Annotated in this window: 13 protein-coding genes; 7 read left to right on the forward strand and 6 right to left on the reverse strand. The window is 38.0% G+C overall.

Annotation, left to right across the window (positions count from 1 at the left end):
- The first annotated feature begins 47 nt into the window (after positions 1 to 47).
- The 4 genes from FUT79_RS10365 (at position 48) to FUT79_RS10380 (ending at position 3603) form a co-directional block, all read left to right on the forward strand.
- Positions 48 to 1184: an AAA family ATPase gene (locus FUT79_RS10365; protein WP_024751975.1), complete on the forward strand. Its 1137-nt coding sequence runs from the start codon at positions 48 to 50 to the stop codon at positions 1182 to 1184.
- A complete protein-coding gene (locus tag FUT79_RS10370; protein WP_024751976.1) occupies positions 1156 to 1626 on the forward strand; it encodes an RloB domain-containing protein in 471 nt (156 codons plus the stop codon). The genes FUT79_RS10365 and FUT79_RS10370 overlap by 29 nt, the downstream gene beginning before the upstream one ends.
- 151 nt (positions 1627 to 1777) lie before the next feature.
- Positions 1778 to 3262: a transposase gene (locus FUT79_RS10375; RefSeq protein ID WP_148879630.1), complete on the forward strand. Its 1485-nt coding sequence runs from the start codon at positions 1778 to 1780 to the stop codon at positions 3260 to 3262.
- Positions 3263 to 3282: 20 nt separating this feature from the next.
- Complete coding sequence (locus FUT79_RS10380) at positions 3283 to 3603, forward strand: hypothetical protein (protein WP_024751978.1); 321 nt, start codon at positions 3283 to 3285, stop codon at positions 3601 to 3603.
- 59 nt (positions 3604 to 3662) lie between these two features.
- On the opposite strand, the gene FUT79_RS10385 is transcribed toward FUT79_RS10380, so the two are convergent.
- Positions 3663 to 4892, reverse strand: a complete 1230-nt coding sequence (locus tag FUT79_RS10385) for a dicarboxylate/amino acid:cation symporter (RefSeq protein WP_024751979.1) — start codon at positions 4890 to 4892, stop codon at positions 3663 to 3665.
- Between the two features lie 335 nt (positions 4893 to 5227).
- Here FUT79_RS10385 and FUT79_RS10390 point away from each other — a divergent pair, with 335 nt between their 5' ends.
- The 3 genes from FUT79_RS10390 (at position 5228) to recQ (ending at position 10892) form a co-directional block, all read left to right on the forward strand.
- A complete protein-coding gene (locus tag FUT79_RS10390) occupies positions 5228 to 6469 on the forward strand; it encodes an IS256 family transposase (protein WP_024751981.1) in 1242 nt (413 codons plus the stop codon).
- Positions 6470 to 6558: 89 nt separating this feature from the next.
- Positions 6559 to 7740, forward strand: coding sequence for an IS630 family transposase (locus FUT79_RS10395; protein ID WP_148889645.1), 1182 nt, complete (start codon positions 6559 to 6561; stop codon positions 7738 to 7740).
- 947 nt (positions 7741 to 8687) lie between these two features.
- Positions 8688 to 10892, forward strand: coding sequence for a DNA helicase RecQ (gene recQ, locus FUT79_RS10400; protein WP_044634289.1), 2205 nt, complete (start codon positions 8688 to 8690; stop codon positions 10890 to 10892).
- 498 nt (positions 10893 to 11390) lie between these two features.
- Here recQ and FUT79_RS10405 read toward each other — a convergent pair whose 3' ends face one another.
- The 5 genes from FUT79_RS10405 to FUT79_RS10425 all read right to left on the reverse strand — a co-directional run bounded on the left by FUT79_RS10405 (position 11391) and on the right by FUT79_RS10425 (position 16881).
- Positions 11391 to 12218 (reverse strand): carbohydrate ABC transporter permease, encoded by an 828-nt coding sequence (locus tag FUT79_RS10405; RefSeq protein WP_002699212.1) that lies wholly within the window; start codon positions 12216 to 12218, stop codon positions 11391 to 11393.
- Positions 12211 to 13095, reverse strand: coding sequence for a carbohydrate ABC transporter permease (locus tag FUT79_RS10410; protein WP_148889649.1), 885 nt, complete (start codon positions 13093 to 13095; stop codon positions 12211 to 12213). The genes FUT79_RS10405 and FUT79_RS10410 overlap by 8 nt, the downstream gene beginning before the upstream one ends.
- A 164-nt stretch (positions 13096 to 13259) precedes the next feature.
- A complete protein-coding gene (locus tag FUT79_RS10415; RefSeq protein ID WP_024751984.1) occupies positions 13260 to 14531 on the reverse strand; it encodes an ABC transporter substrate-binding protein in 1272 nt (423 codons plus the stop codon).
- 326 nt (positions 14532 to 14857) lie between these two features.
- Positions 14858 to 15316: a PTS sugar transporter subunit IIA gene (locus tag FUT79_RS10420; RefSeq protein WP_002699220.1), complete on the reverse strand. Its 459-nt coding sequence runs from the start codon at positions 15314 to 15316 to the stop codon at positions 14858 to 14860.
- An 11-nt stretch (positions 15317 to 15327) separates the two neighbouring features.
- Positions 15328 to 16881 carry a BglG family transcription antiterminator gene (locus tag FUT79_RS10425; protein ID WP_187426842.1) on the reverse strand — a complete coding sequence of 518 codons (1554 nt, stop codon included), beginning with the start codon at positions 16879 to 16881 and terminating at the stop codon, positions 15328 to 15330.
- Positions 16882 to 17287 lie beyond the last annotated feature (406 nt).

Below are 17287 nucleotides of genomic sequence, written 5' to 3' on the forward strand. Positions count from 1 at the left end.
CGATAATGAAAATACATGATATAACATTTTTATTAAGAGAGTTTCCTATGTTGACAAAGTTTTCTGTAAAGAATTTTAAAAATTTTAAAGATTGGCTCACTTTCGATTTTACCAATACAAAAAATTATGAATTTAATAAAGAATGTATACGGGGCGAAGTTATAAAAACAGCTCTTATTTACGGCATAAACGGCTGCGGAAAATCAAACCTGGGACTTGCCCTATTTGATATCATTTTCCACCTTACCGATATGGAAAAAGTTTGGAAAATATATGGTGATTATCGCAATGCGAAGGCTAAAAATGCTTTTATTGAGTTTAAATATTATTTTAATTTTAACGGAATAATTCTTGAATACCATTATGGAAAGACTGATATTAATACATTATTATATGAACGAATTATCATACATGATGCGATTGTTTTAGAATATGACAGAAGAAACAGCAATGAAAAGTTTTTTAAAACAAGCCTTGTCGGAACAGAAAACCTCATCAAAGATTTGTCTCAAATAAAAATATCTGTTGTAAAATACATTAAATCAAATACAGTTTTAGAAATAAATGACGAGTCGGAAGTATTGCAGGCATTTTTTGAATTTACAGATAGCATGTTACAATTTAAATCTCTTGACTATCGGATTTATCAAGGCTATGAGGTTGGATCTGTAGATGTAATAGAGTATATTGCAAAAAATCATACAGAAGATTTTAATAAATTTTTATGCGAGGCGGGGTTTGACTGTCATCTAGTTTCGCGACTTGTTAGAGGAAAAGATAGCTTGTTTTTTGAATTCAATGGCTCTCGTATTGATTTTTTAACCAATGCTTCAACAGGAACAACATCACTGACTCTTTTTTATTTTTGGCTAAAAAGACTGGAAGAACATAAAGCCTCTCTGGTATTTATAGATGAATTTGATGCTTTTTATCATTATGAATTATCAGAATTTGTGGTGAAGCAACTTAAAAAACTTGATTGTCAAATTATTTTAACTACTCATAATACATGGCTTTTAAACAATGATTTAATGCGCCCCGATTGTTGTTTTATTTTAAAAGACGGCAAAATTGCGCCACTTTCTTCTCTTACTGACAAAGAACTTAGAGAAGCACATAATATTGAAAAAATGTATCGTGCAAAGGTTTTTGATAATGAGCGAGAAAATATTATTTGTATTTGAAGGAAAAAAAACAGAACCGCAAATATTTAAGAACTTAAATAAAGAAATATTTAAAAATAAGTTTGACTTATACCTGTGTTATGGATCGCATATATACAGCTTATATAACAAATTGAAAAACGATAAATATTTAGATATTGTTAAATTACTAAGAGAAGATCATCCCGAAGAATTAAAAGATATTTTTTCGTCATCTGAGGTTTCTGCGGTGTATTTATTCTTTGACTATGATCCACAATCATTTGAAAATGCTGATGAAATCATTCCTGAAATGCTGGAAAAATTTAACAATGAAACTGAATATGGCAAGCTTTTTATAAGCTATCCAATGGTAGAAGCCATAAAAGATTGCAGTTCTGAGTGGAACATTTGTGCCTATCAATGTAATATCACTAACCCCACAAAATTTACGGTAATAGAAACACGCCCAAAGCCCTTCTAAATTAAAGTTGTTCCCTAACTAATGCGATAAACTTGCAAATAAATCTTAAAATCCCATAAATTATGCTCAAATTTCTCTTGTAACCTATTGATTTAGCCGCTCATAAGTAGTATACTTATTACGTAACTTACGTTAATACAAAGGGCGTTTTATGAGTATTCCGCAATCAATTAAACAATTTCGTCCAACTCAGTTTGGGGCGGTCGAAATTCGGTTTATCGGTAATTATTACTATGTGTATCAAGTCTCATCCAAGTGGGATGGCGCAAAGGGCAGAGCGCAGAAAGTCACGGGCAAAAGTATTGGTAAAATCACGGAAGCAGATGGGTTTATTCCAAATGCAAACGGACTTCGTTTGATGCAGCAAATGCGCAGCACTGCTGATGTCGCACCTACGGTAAAAAATTATGGTGCGTATGAGTTACTTCAGCAATTGGCACCGGAACTTAATGATAAACTCAAACAACATTTTCCCGATATCTTCAGAGAAATCCGTACGATAGCACTGCTGCGCTTGGTGGGTAGTATCTGCTCAGATAAAATGATTCAACTGCTGTTCCTTGATTCCTATATGAGTACCCTATGCACTGATATTGCTGTTTCCGAAGCTTCCGTACGAAAGTTCATTACGCTCCTTGGTTCGCTGCAGGAGCAAGCGGATGCCTTTATGAGGGATCAGGTAATGCCCGCAAACGCGCTTTTATTTGATGGCACATCAATCTTCACCCGTTCTGCCGATTCCCTTGCGGCAAAAGGATACAATCCTCAGCACAGCCGCGGCACACAGGCGAGAATCCTGTATGTCTTTGAGAAAAATTCACATAAACCGGTATTTTACCGCGTGTTACAGGGTTCAATTGTGGATAAAGTCGCTTTCATGGAAACAGTACATGCTGCCGGCTGTAAAGATTGCGTTATTATTGCGGATAAGGGCTTTTATTCCAAAGAAAATTTGGCGGCCCTTATGAATGCAGGTCTTCAGTTCATCTTGCCGCTTAGAAAAGATACCGTCAATGTTGAGCCTGCTTTTTATGAGAATACTGATGATAGCAAATGGGATGGTGTATTCACATATAACAAACGGCCTATCTGGTTTCGTAAAAAACCAAGCGGTACGAAAGGAAATTTTATCTACACCTATCGAGACGATTCTCGTAAGGCAGAATTGGTCGGTCAGTATGTAGAGAAAGTTGAAAAGTTTTATGGTGAGCGCACGCATGAGCCGAAAGATGTTTTAAAGAAAATCAGAATGGGCTATTTTTCTTTTTGCAGTAATCTTGATGTATCCGCGCGGGATATCTACATGAATTATAAAGAACGCTGGGATATTGAGCAATGTTTTGACTACCTGAAAAACAGTGTATCTCAGTCGGCATCACATGCACATACGGATGAGTACTTTCGCGGTTGGGCATTTGTTAATCACATCAGTCTTTTGTACTACTATGGATTGTTAAACGCACTGCGGAACACAAAACTTGATGAACAGTATTCGGCATCGGATGTTTTGAAGCTTACAAAGAATATCTACCTTGTTGACAGCGGCGATAATCAGGGCTTCAAGCTGTCAGCTATACAAAAGAGAACTCAACGTATCCTTGATACCCTTGGAATCGATCTATTACGTAAAAACTAAGGGGTTTGTGTAATATTGAAATGAATAATATTACAAATTACAAAAAAATCGTTACGGAAAGGAATCATCACAAAGATTTATTACATTTCAGCCAATATACAAAAGTTCTATGGATAAATATTTTTAAAGCTCATCTTAAAAAAGCAAACTGTTTGGTAAATGATTTAAACGTTCTCCCCAATATTGATACGGCAAAGAAATTTTCACAACAAATTATTTACAATAACCAGTTACGGAAATTTGTGCAGCCCTATAATTGTGTTGCAATATTAAGTGCTTTTCCTTTTTTTATTGTTGAGTATTTTACCAAAGAACGCATACAAAAAGAAGGGTTGTTATAAAACCCTTCTTATCATATCAGAACAGAAATACTTAAATTTTAAATAAAATAATTCAACCCCTAAATAAAAAACCGCAAATCTTTGTTCATTGTCATTTGAGAGAGATATCCGATGATATAAGTTCCGGTTAAAGCGGTCAACGCATCAAGGGCGCAAGCTATTGAGCCTAAATAAAATGCTGCCGGGCGCAAAATCAAATACCCTGATTCAAAACCGCCGCCGTACAACATACAAATAGCGGTAAGGGCGATAAAAGCACCGCCTGACGAAAAGCGCCCTAAACAAAAAGAAAATAAAGACGCAACGCCGATGAGCCAAAACATATTCCGAAAGCCGACACCTAAACTGGAATAGGATTTCAAAATAACAATAAAACTTACCGTAATAACCATTGCGGTTCCCGCTCTGCCGAAAACCGAAAACATTGGAAGCGTAACTGAAGATATTCTCCGCCGCACTCCAAGACTCTCATTTGAATGGCGTAAAAGAACAGACAACGTCATATTTGCATCTCCGGAAATAAAAGCTGCAAAACATGGTGCCATAGCGGCGTAAATAACGCGGTAAGGATTTATATCGCGGCAAACAAGTTTAATAATAATCGGATAAATAACCCCGACAATGATGATAAAATTAACAAAAAGCAAAATAATAAAATCAATAAAAATCTTGCTTGACAGCATCGCACGAAACTCAATCACCCAATGTGCAGACACGGCAATAAATCCGATAGAAAGAATATCTACAAAAAAAACCATCACCGCGTATGAAACTCGAGCAAGAGAATCAAAAAGAGTTAAAGAAGGTTTTGCAATTGCCTTATCAACCGCACAACCTGCGCCGGCAAAACCGCCCAAAATACAAAGCGGTAAAATATAAGAGCCATTAACAAAAGCTTCAAAAGCACTTGAGGGAAAAAGCTGCAAAATTGATTCTTTAATCCCTATTTGCTGAATTTGCGAAATACCTTCCACAAAAATAGGAATTCGAGCAGGCTGACGCACAAGAACCGAAATAAGCCCGATTGTGGAAAGAAGTAACGCAAATCCCGCTGCAATCAATACGGTAAGAATGGCAATTCTGAAAAGCCCTCTATTTTCACGCAATTCAAAAATACTGACGGTAAACCCGAAGAATAACACAGGATACAAAGAATATCTTCCCGCTAAAATTGTTATATTTGAAATAAAAGCTGCCGATTCCGCAAAAAAAACATTTTCCGAAGAAGCAAGAAATGAAAAACCTACACCGATAATTATGCCGATAAGATATTTTAACCAAATTTTCATAGTAAATCAGTGTAATCAAAAGAGGTTTTTGCGTCAATCAGTAAAGATTTTAGCAACAACGCATACGCATGAAGAAAAAAAATCATACATTTTCGGGCGTTGCGGTTTGAAATTTTTCTCTTATCCGACTTATTTTTTACTTGTCGGAGTTGAATACTTACAAACCGCCGGCGGAACTACGGACTCCGCTGTCGCTGCGGCTCTTTTTGCGCTATTTTAGGCGCGCAAAAAGGATCCGGCTTCGCATTTTTGAAGAGACTATGAATAAAAGTCTGTAAATTTCAAAAAATGAGTCTTCTGTGGTAAAATAAAAAATATCACAGGAGGCTTTTAAAATGGCTAAGAAAAAAGAGGTTTACAAAGTAAAACCGCTAACGGAAAAGAAGAAAAATATCATTGCAGAATTAATCAACGAATACGATATAAAAACTGCAGATGATATCCAAGAGGCATTAAAAGATCTTCTTGGCGGAACTATTAAATCCATGATGGAATCTGAAATGGACGAACATCTCGGTTATGGAAGCTACGAGCGAAGTGACAACAATAACTATCGCAATGGAACAAAATCTAAACGAGTTCGCAGTCATTACGGCGAGTTTGCAATAGATGTTCCGCAAGATAGAGAGAGCTCCTTTGAACCTCAAATCGTAAAGAAAAGACAAAAGGACATTTCAGAAATCGACCAGAAGATAATCAGCATGTACGCTAGAGGCCTGACAACGAGACAAATATCTGAGCAAATAGAAGAGATATACGGATTTGAATGCAGTGAAAGCTTTATCTCTGATGTTACGGATAAAATACTCCAGGAGATAGATGACTGGCAAAAGCGACCATTGGACGAAATATATCCAATTGTAGTTATAGATGCAGTTCATTTTTCAGTTCGTGAAGATAACCGGATAAGGAAACTTGCCGCTTATGTAATCCTAGGATATTCTTTAGCTGGTAAAAAAGACGTCATCAGCCTTGAGATAGGCGAAAACGAGAGTAGCAAATATTGGTTAGGCGTATTGAATGGCCTAAAAAACCGTGGAGTAAAAGATATTATGATAATCTGTGCCGATGGTCTAAGTGGAATAAAAGAAGCCATCGGAGCAGCATTCCCGGAAACAGAATATCAAAGATGCATAGTACATCAAGTTAGGAACGTCCTCAAATACGTGTCATACAAGGACAGGAAAGCCTTTGCAGGAGATTTAAAAAGGATATATCTGGCACCGACTGAACAAGATGGGTATGATGCATTGCAAGAAGTTAGAGATATATGGGATAGTAAATATCCTAATGCAATGAAAAGCTGGGAACAAAATTGGGATGTACTTACACCTATCTACAAATTTTCAGCAGATGTGCGAAAGGTAATATATACAACCAATGCAATAGAAAGCTTAAATAGTACATACAAGAAACTAAATCGCCAGAGAGCGGTATTCCCAAGTGATATGGCTTTGCTCAAGGCATTGTATTTAGCCACTCTACAGGCCACGAAAAAATGGACTCAGCCATTGAGAGAATGGGGTAAAGTGTATGGCGAATTTTCGATAATGTATGCCGGTAGAATGCCTATTTAGCTAGTATAGCGTTTTTCTGAAAAGTATATTGTATTTTTCTTTGGTTTGTGATACTATCTCAACAGCTTTTTATCACTAAGGAGTATTGCATGCCCAAACCGCCGAGTAAACTTGAACTAAATCCTGAAGAGCTCACGTACCTTGAATCACTTGTTCGTTTACGAACAATCCAAGCACAAACGCTTACGCGTGCACGAATACTTTTGCTTAAAAGCAAGGGGCTGTCCATTAAGGAAACAGCCGACAAGGTAGGCTATACGTATAGAAGCGTTGCGCTCTGCCTTAAGAAATATAAGCAGGGCGGCGTAGAGCATGCTCTCACCGATGCACCCGGACGCGGAAACAATCCGGAAATTACCGATGAAGAGAAATCGTGGATTATAAATCTCGCTTGTCAAAAACCGACTACTTTTGGGTATGCTGCAGAAACATGGACTTACGCACTGTTAACAAAGCATATTAACACCACCGCTGAAAGTGCAGGATACCTACGGCTCGCTACTATCCATAAAACAACGGTATTTAAAATACTAACTGAAGCAGACATTAAACCTTACAAAATAGAATATTACTGTGAAAACAGAGACCCTGACTGTGATAGAAAAATGCACAATGTTTTACTCGTTTATAAGCAACTTGAACTTTATTTTGAGGAAAATAAGCCATTACAGACAGAAGAAGGGAAGAATATCCATGTTGTTTCGTATGATGAGAAGCCCGGCATACAAGCTATCGCGACGACAAGCGATGATTTACCTGCTGATGAAACCCATCAATGCATTCGCCGTGATTATGAATACAAACGGCTTGGCACGCTCTCACTTTTAGCAGGCATTGATTTACAGACGGGGGATGCCATTCCTCTTGTAAGCGACAGTCACACCAGTAAAGATTATGTGCAATTTCTTAAAATACTTGATGAACGATACCCGCAAGAAGATAAAATTAGAATCATTTTGGATAACTTAAAAGTACATACCTCCAAAGAAACCATTCGATATCTTTCAACGGTACCGGGAAGATTTGAGTTTGTGTTTACGCCAAAACATGGTTCTTGGTTAAATATGATTGAAGGATTTTTCAGCAAACTAACAAGACAACTGTTGCGGGGCATGAGAGTAAAATCAAAAACAGAGTTAGTTAATCGACTGTATAAATACTTTGACGAGATTAATGAAGAGCCAGTCGTATTCCATTGGAAATACAATCTTGATGATCTCGATGTTTCTGAAGCGGTTATAACCGACGCTCTCAAATATGAACTTAATTAGAAAACGTTATACTAGTTATGCGATAGCACGCAAGGACTCCTTTTCGAAAGGAGTCCTTGACATGTAAATAACCGTATATTATATTGTTGTTAGCTGGAGAGCCTTAAAAAATCAAGCTCTCTACTATATCTAAATTACCATGGAAGGCAATTTACAGAAAAAGTTTCACACACTCTTTTTGAAAAAATGCTTCGCCGTCCTCCGTTCGTCTAACGCAATGCCCTATTACCCCAAAAACTTCCGCCCTCCTCTGCCTATGTCGATTATTTTTGCATCTTTATGTGTGAAAGTCATCAGTGAAAATAGTTTGCACAATAAAAACCACCCTCCGGTGCAGGAGTTAAAGGGCAACCGCCCCTTAAAATGCAAAACCCTCCTTATACAAGTATGGAAATTACCCGAATTTTCCTTGCCGCAGAAAATAATTTGTCTTTAAGCAAAAAAGATTTAGGTACTATCTAAAAAGATTTAGGTACTATCTAAAAAGATTTAGGTACTATCTAAAAAGATTTAGGTACTATCTAAAAAGATTTAGGTACTATCTAAAAAGATTTAGGTACTATCTAAAAAGATTTAGGTACTATCTAAAAAGATTTAGGTACTATCTAAAAAGATTTAGGTACTATCTAAAAAGATTTAGGTACTATCTAAAAAGATTTAGGTACTATCTAAAAAGATTTCGATACTATCTAAAATAATTTGTCTTAAAGCAAAAATAATTTGTCTTAAAGCAAAAAAGATTTCTCTTAAAGGAAAAACAACCTACCGGTGCAGCACTCAAAAGCCGGGGTCTAAGAGGTAGCATTCCCCTTAATGCGAAGCATAGGCAGGTTAAGGGCTGCCCAAGCCCTTAATGCGAAGCATAAGCGGGGGTTCAAGGCGGCAGCCCTTTGTTCATGGTAAGTCCCGGTGTTTTTCATACAAATCCTTTCAAAATTAAGCCATTTATGATATTATTTTCTACTATAATATATGAAATACATGAAGGAGTTTCGGTGCAAAACGCAGGTGCACAGGATTTGCTGAAAAGGATTTTCGGGCATACAGAGTTTAGAAGCAGACAGGAAGATATTATCAATGCGATTCTTGCAGGCAATGATACGCTTGCGGTAATGCCCACCGGTGCGGGGAAGTCGCTTTGCTATCAAATACCCGCAATTATGATGAGTGGCGTAACGCTTGTTGTCTCCCCGCTGATTTCGTTGATGAAGGATCAGGTTGATGCATTAACCGAGAACGGTGTTTCCGCTGCCTATATTAACAGCAGTCTTGAATACACCGAATATTGCGCCATTCTTTCAGGTGTCCGTGCGGGGACTTTTAAGCTTATCTACATTGCCCCCGAACGTATCGAAAACAGTTTCTTTTTACAGCTTATCTCGGAAATCTCTGTTTCCATGCTGGTGGTTGATGAGGCGCACTGCATCAGTCAATGGGGGCATGATTTCAGACCGAGTTACCGAAATATTGCCGCAATGGTGCAAACGCTTAAAAAGCGTCCGATTGTAAGTGCTTTCACCGCAACCGCAACAAAGCCCGTGCAGGAAGATATCATCAAACAGCTCAATTTGCAAAATCCTTTTACGGTGGTTACCAGCTTTAATCGGAAAAACATTTTCTTTTCGGTGGTGCATAATGCGGACAAACACGAATATCTTATTTCAAACCTTAATAAAAATACCTCCGCAATTATTTACTGCGCCACACGGAAGATTTGCGAAGAAGTGTATAGCTTTTTAAAGAAAAACAACTATCCGGTCAGCATATACCATGCGGGATTGAGCGAAAAAGAAAGAGCGCAAAACCAAGAACTTTTTATGTATGATAAAAAGCCGATTATGGTGGCAACATTGGCATTCGGCATGGGAATTGATAAATCAAATGTGCGGGAAGTTATTCACTATAATCTTCCTCGCTCAATAGAAAATTATTATCAGGAGGCGGGGCGCTGCGGCAGAGACGGAGAAAGCGCAAAGGCAACCTTGCTTTTTTCCGCGCAGGATAAGTTTATCAATACCTTTTTAATAGAAAATTCGGGCGGCAGACAGGAAGAGTATGATAAATTGGAGTCAATGCTTGCCTACGCAAAAACAAATCACTGTCTACGCAAAAAACTTCTTGCTTATTTTAATGAAGAACTTGCTGAAGATTGCGGCGCGTGCTCAAACTGCAAGGCTGCGTTTATCGAAAAAGATATCAGCATAGAAGCGCAAAAGATTCTTTCTTGTGTAAAAAGGACGAACGAGCGTTTCGGCTCGGGGCTTATTGCGGATGTGCTGATCGGCGCAAACACCAAACGCGTCAAAGATTTCGGTTTTGATTCGCTTTCTACCTACGGGATTATGAAAGGAGAGACAAAAAGAACGGTAGTCCGCCTGATTGACGAGCTTATTGCGCAGGAATGCTTGGTCAGCAGCGGCTACCCTCGCCCGATTTTGCAGCTTAACCGGAAATCATGGGCAGTCTTAAAGGGCGAAAAGGTATTTATAAAGGAGCACAAGGCGATACGCCAAGAACACAAACAACTGCGCCCCGAACTTCTTGCAGAGCTGCAAACATGGCGCAAACTGCGGGCTGAAAAAGAAAACGTTCCGCCTTTTATTATTCTTTCTGACGCAAGCTTGCACTCGCTTACCGCCTTACTGCCGGTAACAACCGAAGAGCTTTTGCAGGTTGAAGGCATTGGAGAGTTTAAAAACGAAAAATACGGCGCAGAGCTGAAAACCATTATTACCGCATACAGAAACGCATACCCTGATGAAAAGCCTATTCTGCTCAATCAAAAAATAAAAAAGCCGCCAAAAAAGAAGGAAAAAGGAGCAATATCCGAAACGGTTATGCAAAGCTACTCCTTATACAGTCAAGGCTTGAGTATTGAACAAATAGCGGAAGAGCGCGCATTAAGCCCGCAAACAATCGAAAAGCATATCTGCGATTGCTATGAGCAGGGCCTTGCCGTCGACATTTACGCATTCACAACACCGGAAGAAGAAACCCTGATTTTACAAGCAGCGGAAAAAACAGGCAGCAAATACCTGCGCCCCATCAAAGATCTCCTCCCCGAATCCGTCTCCTACCTCGCAATCAAACTTGTCTGCATAAAACAAAAAACCGTCAATTCGCAAATAAACCAATCAGAAGTGAGCCAATGACAAACAATCGAACACACATCGCATTGCTTCTATGCTCGGTTTTCAAGAGGTAACGAATGAAGGTTTAACGTTCGGGAAAAACCTTCACGCACAAACATCCGTCCCCATTCTGATTGTAGCTTTGGTATGCTTGCCAAAATTACAGCTGCCGATTTTAAAGTCATCATTTATATTTAGTACTGATTAAGGAATTCAGAACCTCGTGTAGCGTTTTGTAATTAACTTCCTGTTATAAAAATTGGAGTATCAACAATAAGGAACTGCGGATTTAAACATTCCTATGGTAAATTGCTCGCCCTTGCTCAAATTCAAACGATGTTTAAAAGCATCAACACTGTTTTGTAAAATTGAAGCTTTTAAACTCGTTGGCGAACCATAGGTAGAAACCCCAAGGGTTCGCCCTGTGGTAAGTTTGCTCACCGTTGCGCCGTGTCGGGCTCTTTTTTATAAAATTGTGTATGATTCGTATGAAATTATTTTGGGCAGCAGTATGGTAATTTATAGTTTTACCCCGCTGTGTGCAATTCCTTCAATAAAATGCTTTTGAAAAATAAAAAAGAGGATGATTATCGGAAACACCGCCATGACAGCGCCTGCCATTTGCCCGGGTAAATCATTCATATAACGGCCTTGTAATGTTGCCAACGCAGGGCCTAAAATCATTTTTTCAGGTTTGGTGTTGACAATGAGCGGCCACATAAAATCATTCCATGCAAATTTTGCGGTAAAAATAATCAGTACCACGACGCCCGGCATAATGAGGGGCACCATAATAGAGGCATATATTCGTAATGGTGAACAGGCATCAATAATTGCTGCTTCTTCCAGTTCACGCGGCAAGGCTAAAAAGAATTGGCGCAATAGAAAAGTACCAAAGGCGCTAAAAAGGTTCGGCAAAAAAAGTGCGGGGATGGTATCTAGCATTCCTATTTTTAAAATGATCATATATTGCGGTACCAAAAAAATTTGCCCCGGAACCATTAAAATGGCAAGCATTATAATAAAAAGTATATTTTTCCCGAAAAAATGCAGCCGCGCAAAAGCATAGGCAGCCATTGAACAAAAAAGTATTTGCGCACAAACGGTAACAACGGTAGAAATAATACTATTGAGATAAATACGGGCAAAAGGCAAAGCCGCTATTGTTGTTTTATAGCTTTTAAATTGCAGGCGGCTTGGAAATAATACCGGCGGTATGCGCATGGCTTCTCCACTTGTTTTAAAAGAAGTAAAAATCATCCAAAGAAAGGGCGTGATGACCGCACCGATGCCGAGGAGTAATAGCAAATGTATAACTGTTTTTTTTACCGCATGCTGTTTAATCATAATTGACCCACTTTTTTTGCAATTTTAATTGCACAATAGTAATACACATAATAATCAGAAAAATAAACACCGAAAGAGCGGAAGCATAACCTTTTTTTCCATAATCAAAGGCATAGCGGTAAAACATCATTACCAGAGATTGGGTTGATTCATAGGCTATACTCGCTTTTCCCACCATCATGTATATAGTATCGAATACTTGAAACCCGCTTATCATTGAGGTAAGCATTACGAAAAAAAGAGAGGGTGTCAAAAGAGGTAGGGTGATATGAAAAAACTGCGTAAACACTCCTGCCCCATCAATCCGTGCTGCTTCGTAATAACTGCGTGAAATTCCTTGCATTCCCGCAAGCAAAATAACCATGTTGTAGCCTGCACTGCTCCATATCGCAACAATAATAATCATGTATAGCGCAGTAGACGGCTCGGAAAGCCAGTTCCTTGGACTCATTCCCGCAACAGCTAAGATTTGATTCAATAAGCCGTATTGACCATTGAATATCCATTTCCACACCATCGCAATTGCAGCAGGCATTGTTACTGCGGGTAAAAAATAGAGTGTTCTGTACAGTGATTTTCCTCTGATAGAACTATTAAGCAGTGCTGCGAGGAATGTTGAAACTGCCATTCCGATGGGAACAGAGATAATGGCATAGATAAAGGTATTATACGCAGTAGACCAAAATTCCGGATCTGCAATGATTGTGGTATAGTTTTTAATTCCGGTAAATTTTGCGCGGTTAAAATTATTAATGTCATAAAAACTATTGAGAAAATTTTGTATAAACGGGTAGATATAGAAAATAAGTAATCCGATAAAAACCGGACCAATAAAAAAATACCCCCACAGTGATTGTTGTATCTTTTTCCTATGCATTATATGCAGCCCCCTTTTTGAGAGAGCGGGCAACAGAGGCGCCTCTTGAGGTAGTCATACGGTATGCCTGAGATAAGGCGAGTCTATTGTCCGCTCATCAATAAAACCGAGCGGAAAACTGGAGCATCTTGAAAACCCGCCTGAGTTTTCAAGATGCCTTGAGCTTATTGCGCTAAAATTTTGTCTGCTTCTTTTGCCAAATTTTTACATGCTTCTTCTACCGATATTTGTCCTGCGTATGCCTGCTTAAGCCACTTGTCTTCGGCAGTGAATAATTGGGACGAAACATAACATGCGGGTAAAAGCGTTGCCAAATCCGCCTGGTTTGTATAGGCTTTTAAATTAATTGAAGGCTGAGACTCAGAAAAATAATGCTGCGCATCTTTCCGTGCGGAAATAACCGTACCGCTTTCACCCTGAATTTTCATTGCCTCAGAACTGCCGAGCCAGAGGGCAAAGTCTATTGCAGCTTCTTTATGCTTTGATTTTTCATACACTGTATAGGCAAGACCGTTTATAACATTTGCCTTCTTTTTATAGGCAGGCGCTTCCACAAGATCAATGATATCTTTTATAACCTCATTTTGCATATATTCGGGCGTCATATAAGATCCTGCCCATAACATTGCAATTCTGCCCGACTCAAAAAGAGCATCAGGACCAGTGTCAGTCAGATCGGCAAAACTCGGCGAAGCACCTTTGTTTATTAAATCCACCCATATTTGAATTCCCTCTATTGTTTTAGGATCATCATAACCGCTTTTTGTTTTGTCTTTGTTCAGGATATACCCTCCTGCTCCGAATACGGTATTGTAATAACAGGTTTGAAAATCCAGAGGAGCGGCAATACCGTATATTTGTTTTGTTTTATCGGTAAGTTTTATCGCTGCTGCCTTCATATCCTCCCATGTCCAATTATCAGTCGGATAGGGTACTTGCGCTTCGTCAAAAAGTTTTTTATTAAACCAAAGAGCATTAGTATCAAAATCTTTTGGAACACCGTACGACTTTCCGTCAAATGTGTAAAAATCAATAAGAGATTGAGGGAAATTTTCTCCGGTAATGCCTTGGGCACGCATGAGCTCGGTTAAATCGGCAACCAGTCCTGCCTCAACATATTTTTCGATATTCAATCCATTCATCCAAAACACATCGGGAGCAGTTCCGCCTACCGCACTTGCTTCCAATTTTGTCCAGTACTCGCGCCCCCTATACGGCGTAAGTTGCACGGTTACCGTAACATCTGAGTGGCGTGCATGATATGCTTCTGCAAGTTTTTTCATAACGGGTTCTTGATTTTTATCCCAGATACCGAGCACAAGCGTAATCGCTGTTTCAGAATTTTGCTGAGTATCTTGTTTACTACAGCCGGTATATACCATAAGCGATAGTACCGTACAAACCATCAATGTAATTAATAGTGTTTTCGTTTTCATAGTTTCTCCCTTAAAAAGTTTTGAAGCAGCATCAACGCTTACGGTCATGCTTTGCAAAGAAATGGATTATATGCTTTTTCAATGCTGTTACAAATCAGATTCCGATAAGCTGTTTATCAGCGCTTCTATTGCAAAACAAAGATTTTACCGACAGCAAGATACAAACCTCAATTAAAAATTTTCCGTAAAAGGCAAGAGCACCCCTCAATATTTGCGCTAAGCAAAAGGATTCTGCAGTCCGTTTCCTTACATTCAGATCAGGCAGTTTTAGCAGTAAACCTTAGGCAAGTAAAAAAGTCTTTGCGTTCTTTAACCTCTTCGGCTTCCTACAGCTCTTCAATACTGTTCAATAAATTTTCCAAATCGCTTTTTGTTTTTGCCTCTCGAAGGGCTTGAATGTTTTCATCGCCATCGAATAAGTTCATAACTTCCATAATGCCTTCTTCAGTTAAGGCCTTTGCATCCGGTGCACAGATACAAAGAACAATATCTACCGGGTCATTTTCTTCGTGATTAAATTTAACCGGCTCTTTTAATGTAACAAGCGCAAAACCGATAGTCTTTGCTCCGGTTTCAGGACGCGCATGTGGCATCGCTATTCCCGGTGCAATTACATAATACGGACCGTGTTCTTTCGCAACCTGTATCACCGCATCGTAATACTCCGGCTTAATACAATCATGTTGTAAAAGAATGTCGGTTCCCAGTTTAATGGCTTCTTGCCATGTCCCCGCCTCTGCCTGAAGTTTAAAGGCTTCCTTTTCAAGTAAAAATTTTTTAAGCATTGTATGCCCTCCTAATATAAGAATTTACGTTCTTCAAAATGAATGATAAAATTTTTTATATGAGTAATATCATCTGCTTTTAACGGAACGGTTATTTGTATAATTGGCACCGAAAGCTTTTGAATTCCGATTGTAGAAATAACAAAATCTATTTTCTTTTCTTTGATATAATCGTCCGTAAGCTTTCTAAGCGAAACAGTTTCTATTATTTTAAATTCGGGAAAACGCATTTTAATTTGCTTGGCAAGAATAGAGCTGACTAAAATACCGGTAACACAAACAAGCGCTACGGAAAAATTTTGTTTTTTCTTTTTTAAAAATAAAAAACAAATAGCTAAAAAACTATGCACTATCTCATCTGATAACTCCATTGCCAAGTTGTGTTCCAAATACTGCTTTGCTGTTGGCATAAAAGTATTTATCTCTGAACTTGCATATTGTACATGCTGGAAATCAAATAAATAATTAATATTCTTATCCGTAGAAAATATTTTTCTGTACTGATTCACTACATGAAGAATGTTTTGGTACAAAAGATATTCCGCCCTCTTTGTTGATGTAATATATCCGTTAAAATTATTTTCTACCAAAGACATAAAGCCTCTAGCCACAGATTCACATTTTTCCCAATCATCGATTATGTTCATAGTTTCGGTATTTAAAATACTGATAAATAAAAAGGCGGATTCATATACATGTGTTTTTGATAAAGGAGAGCAATAAAAAAAGTATTGCAAATATTCGGCGATATTTTTATATTTTCCTTCTATTGTTTTATCATTTAATTCAAAATGATATTCTTGAATATGAAATCCGTTCACGCACCGCATTTTCGCAACTGCCAAATAAAAAAAAATAACAAAAAAATCAATATCGGAAAATTCATACCCCACAATTCGCTCAAGGTTTTCCGTGAAGATAAATAGTCTTTTCATATCGATTCGTTTTCTGAAAAAATTAAATACAGTTGAGGTAAACGAATAAAACTGCATTTTGCTATTTTCATTATATATGAAATTATACAGTAGTGTCATAAATTCATTTGGATCAAGATATAGACAAGCATTCTTTAATGCAAAAATTCTTATATCAATTTCTTCTCCATCGATACAAGTTCCCACTCCCGGTTTTCGTGATATTGTGCAGCCTGTGCCGATAAAAGAATTTTCCAAGTCGGTTAATATTTTGGAAATAGTTGATTCGGAGAGTTTTAATTTTGATGAAAGAAATGAAAGCTTCGTGATACTTTTTTTTGTGAGCAAAGAAAAAAATAATAAAAGACTTTTTTCTTTTTGTGAAAAAGCATCGCTGGAGTTGTTTGATACCAGTTTTTCTATAAGAGCAATTTTGTCACGCTTTTCTCCTACAAGCAAAAAACCTTTTCCTCGAATTCTATTTATTTTTAAATTAAACTTCTCTATATAAAATTCGATTTGCGGTAATAAACGAAAAAAAGTTCTTTCGCTTATACCCGCCTTGTCAGCTATAAAAAAAGAGGAAATATAATCTTCGGAATCGAACAAAGTTTTGATAATCAAAACAGCTCTGCTATCAATATCTTCCATACGTATCATTTTATACGATAAATGACAGTTTTGCAAAACAAAAATTGTTTTTTGTTAATAAATGGTATACTCAATTCCGCCGGTCTCAGAACATACTCACAAACCGCCATTGTAGAGCGATGTTTAAAACAGAAAACGCTCATGTTTAGATTTCGGTTTTAAATTCACCGACTTAGTTTTATCACAATTATAAAAATTAAGTTATGGACTCTGCTGTCGTTGTGCTCTTTTAAGCGCGCATAAAGGATCCGGGTTCGCATTTTTGAAAAATGCGCTATCGTCCGCCTAACGCATGTTCAGCATTGTATATCCTTGTATAATGCTGAACAATGAGTTTTTTCCGTTTACTTTTTAGTACGGACAAAACTCATTTCTGCTTGGAACCGCCGCCGTCTGTAGCGGTTCT

The organism is Treponema phagedenis, from assembly GCF_008153345.1.
GTDB lineage: Bacteria > Spirochaetota > Spirochaetia > Treponematales > Treponemataceae > Treponema > Treponema phagedenis.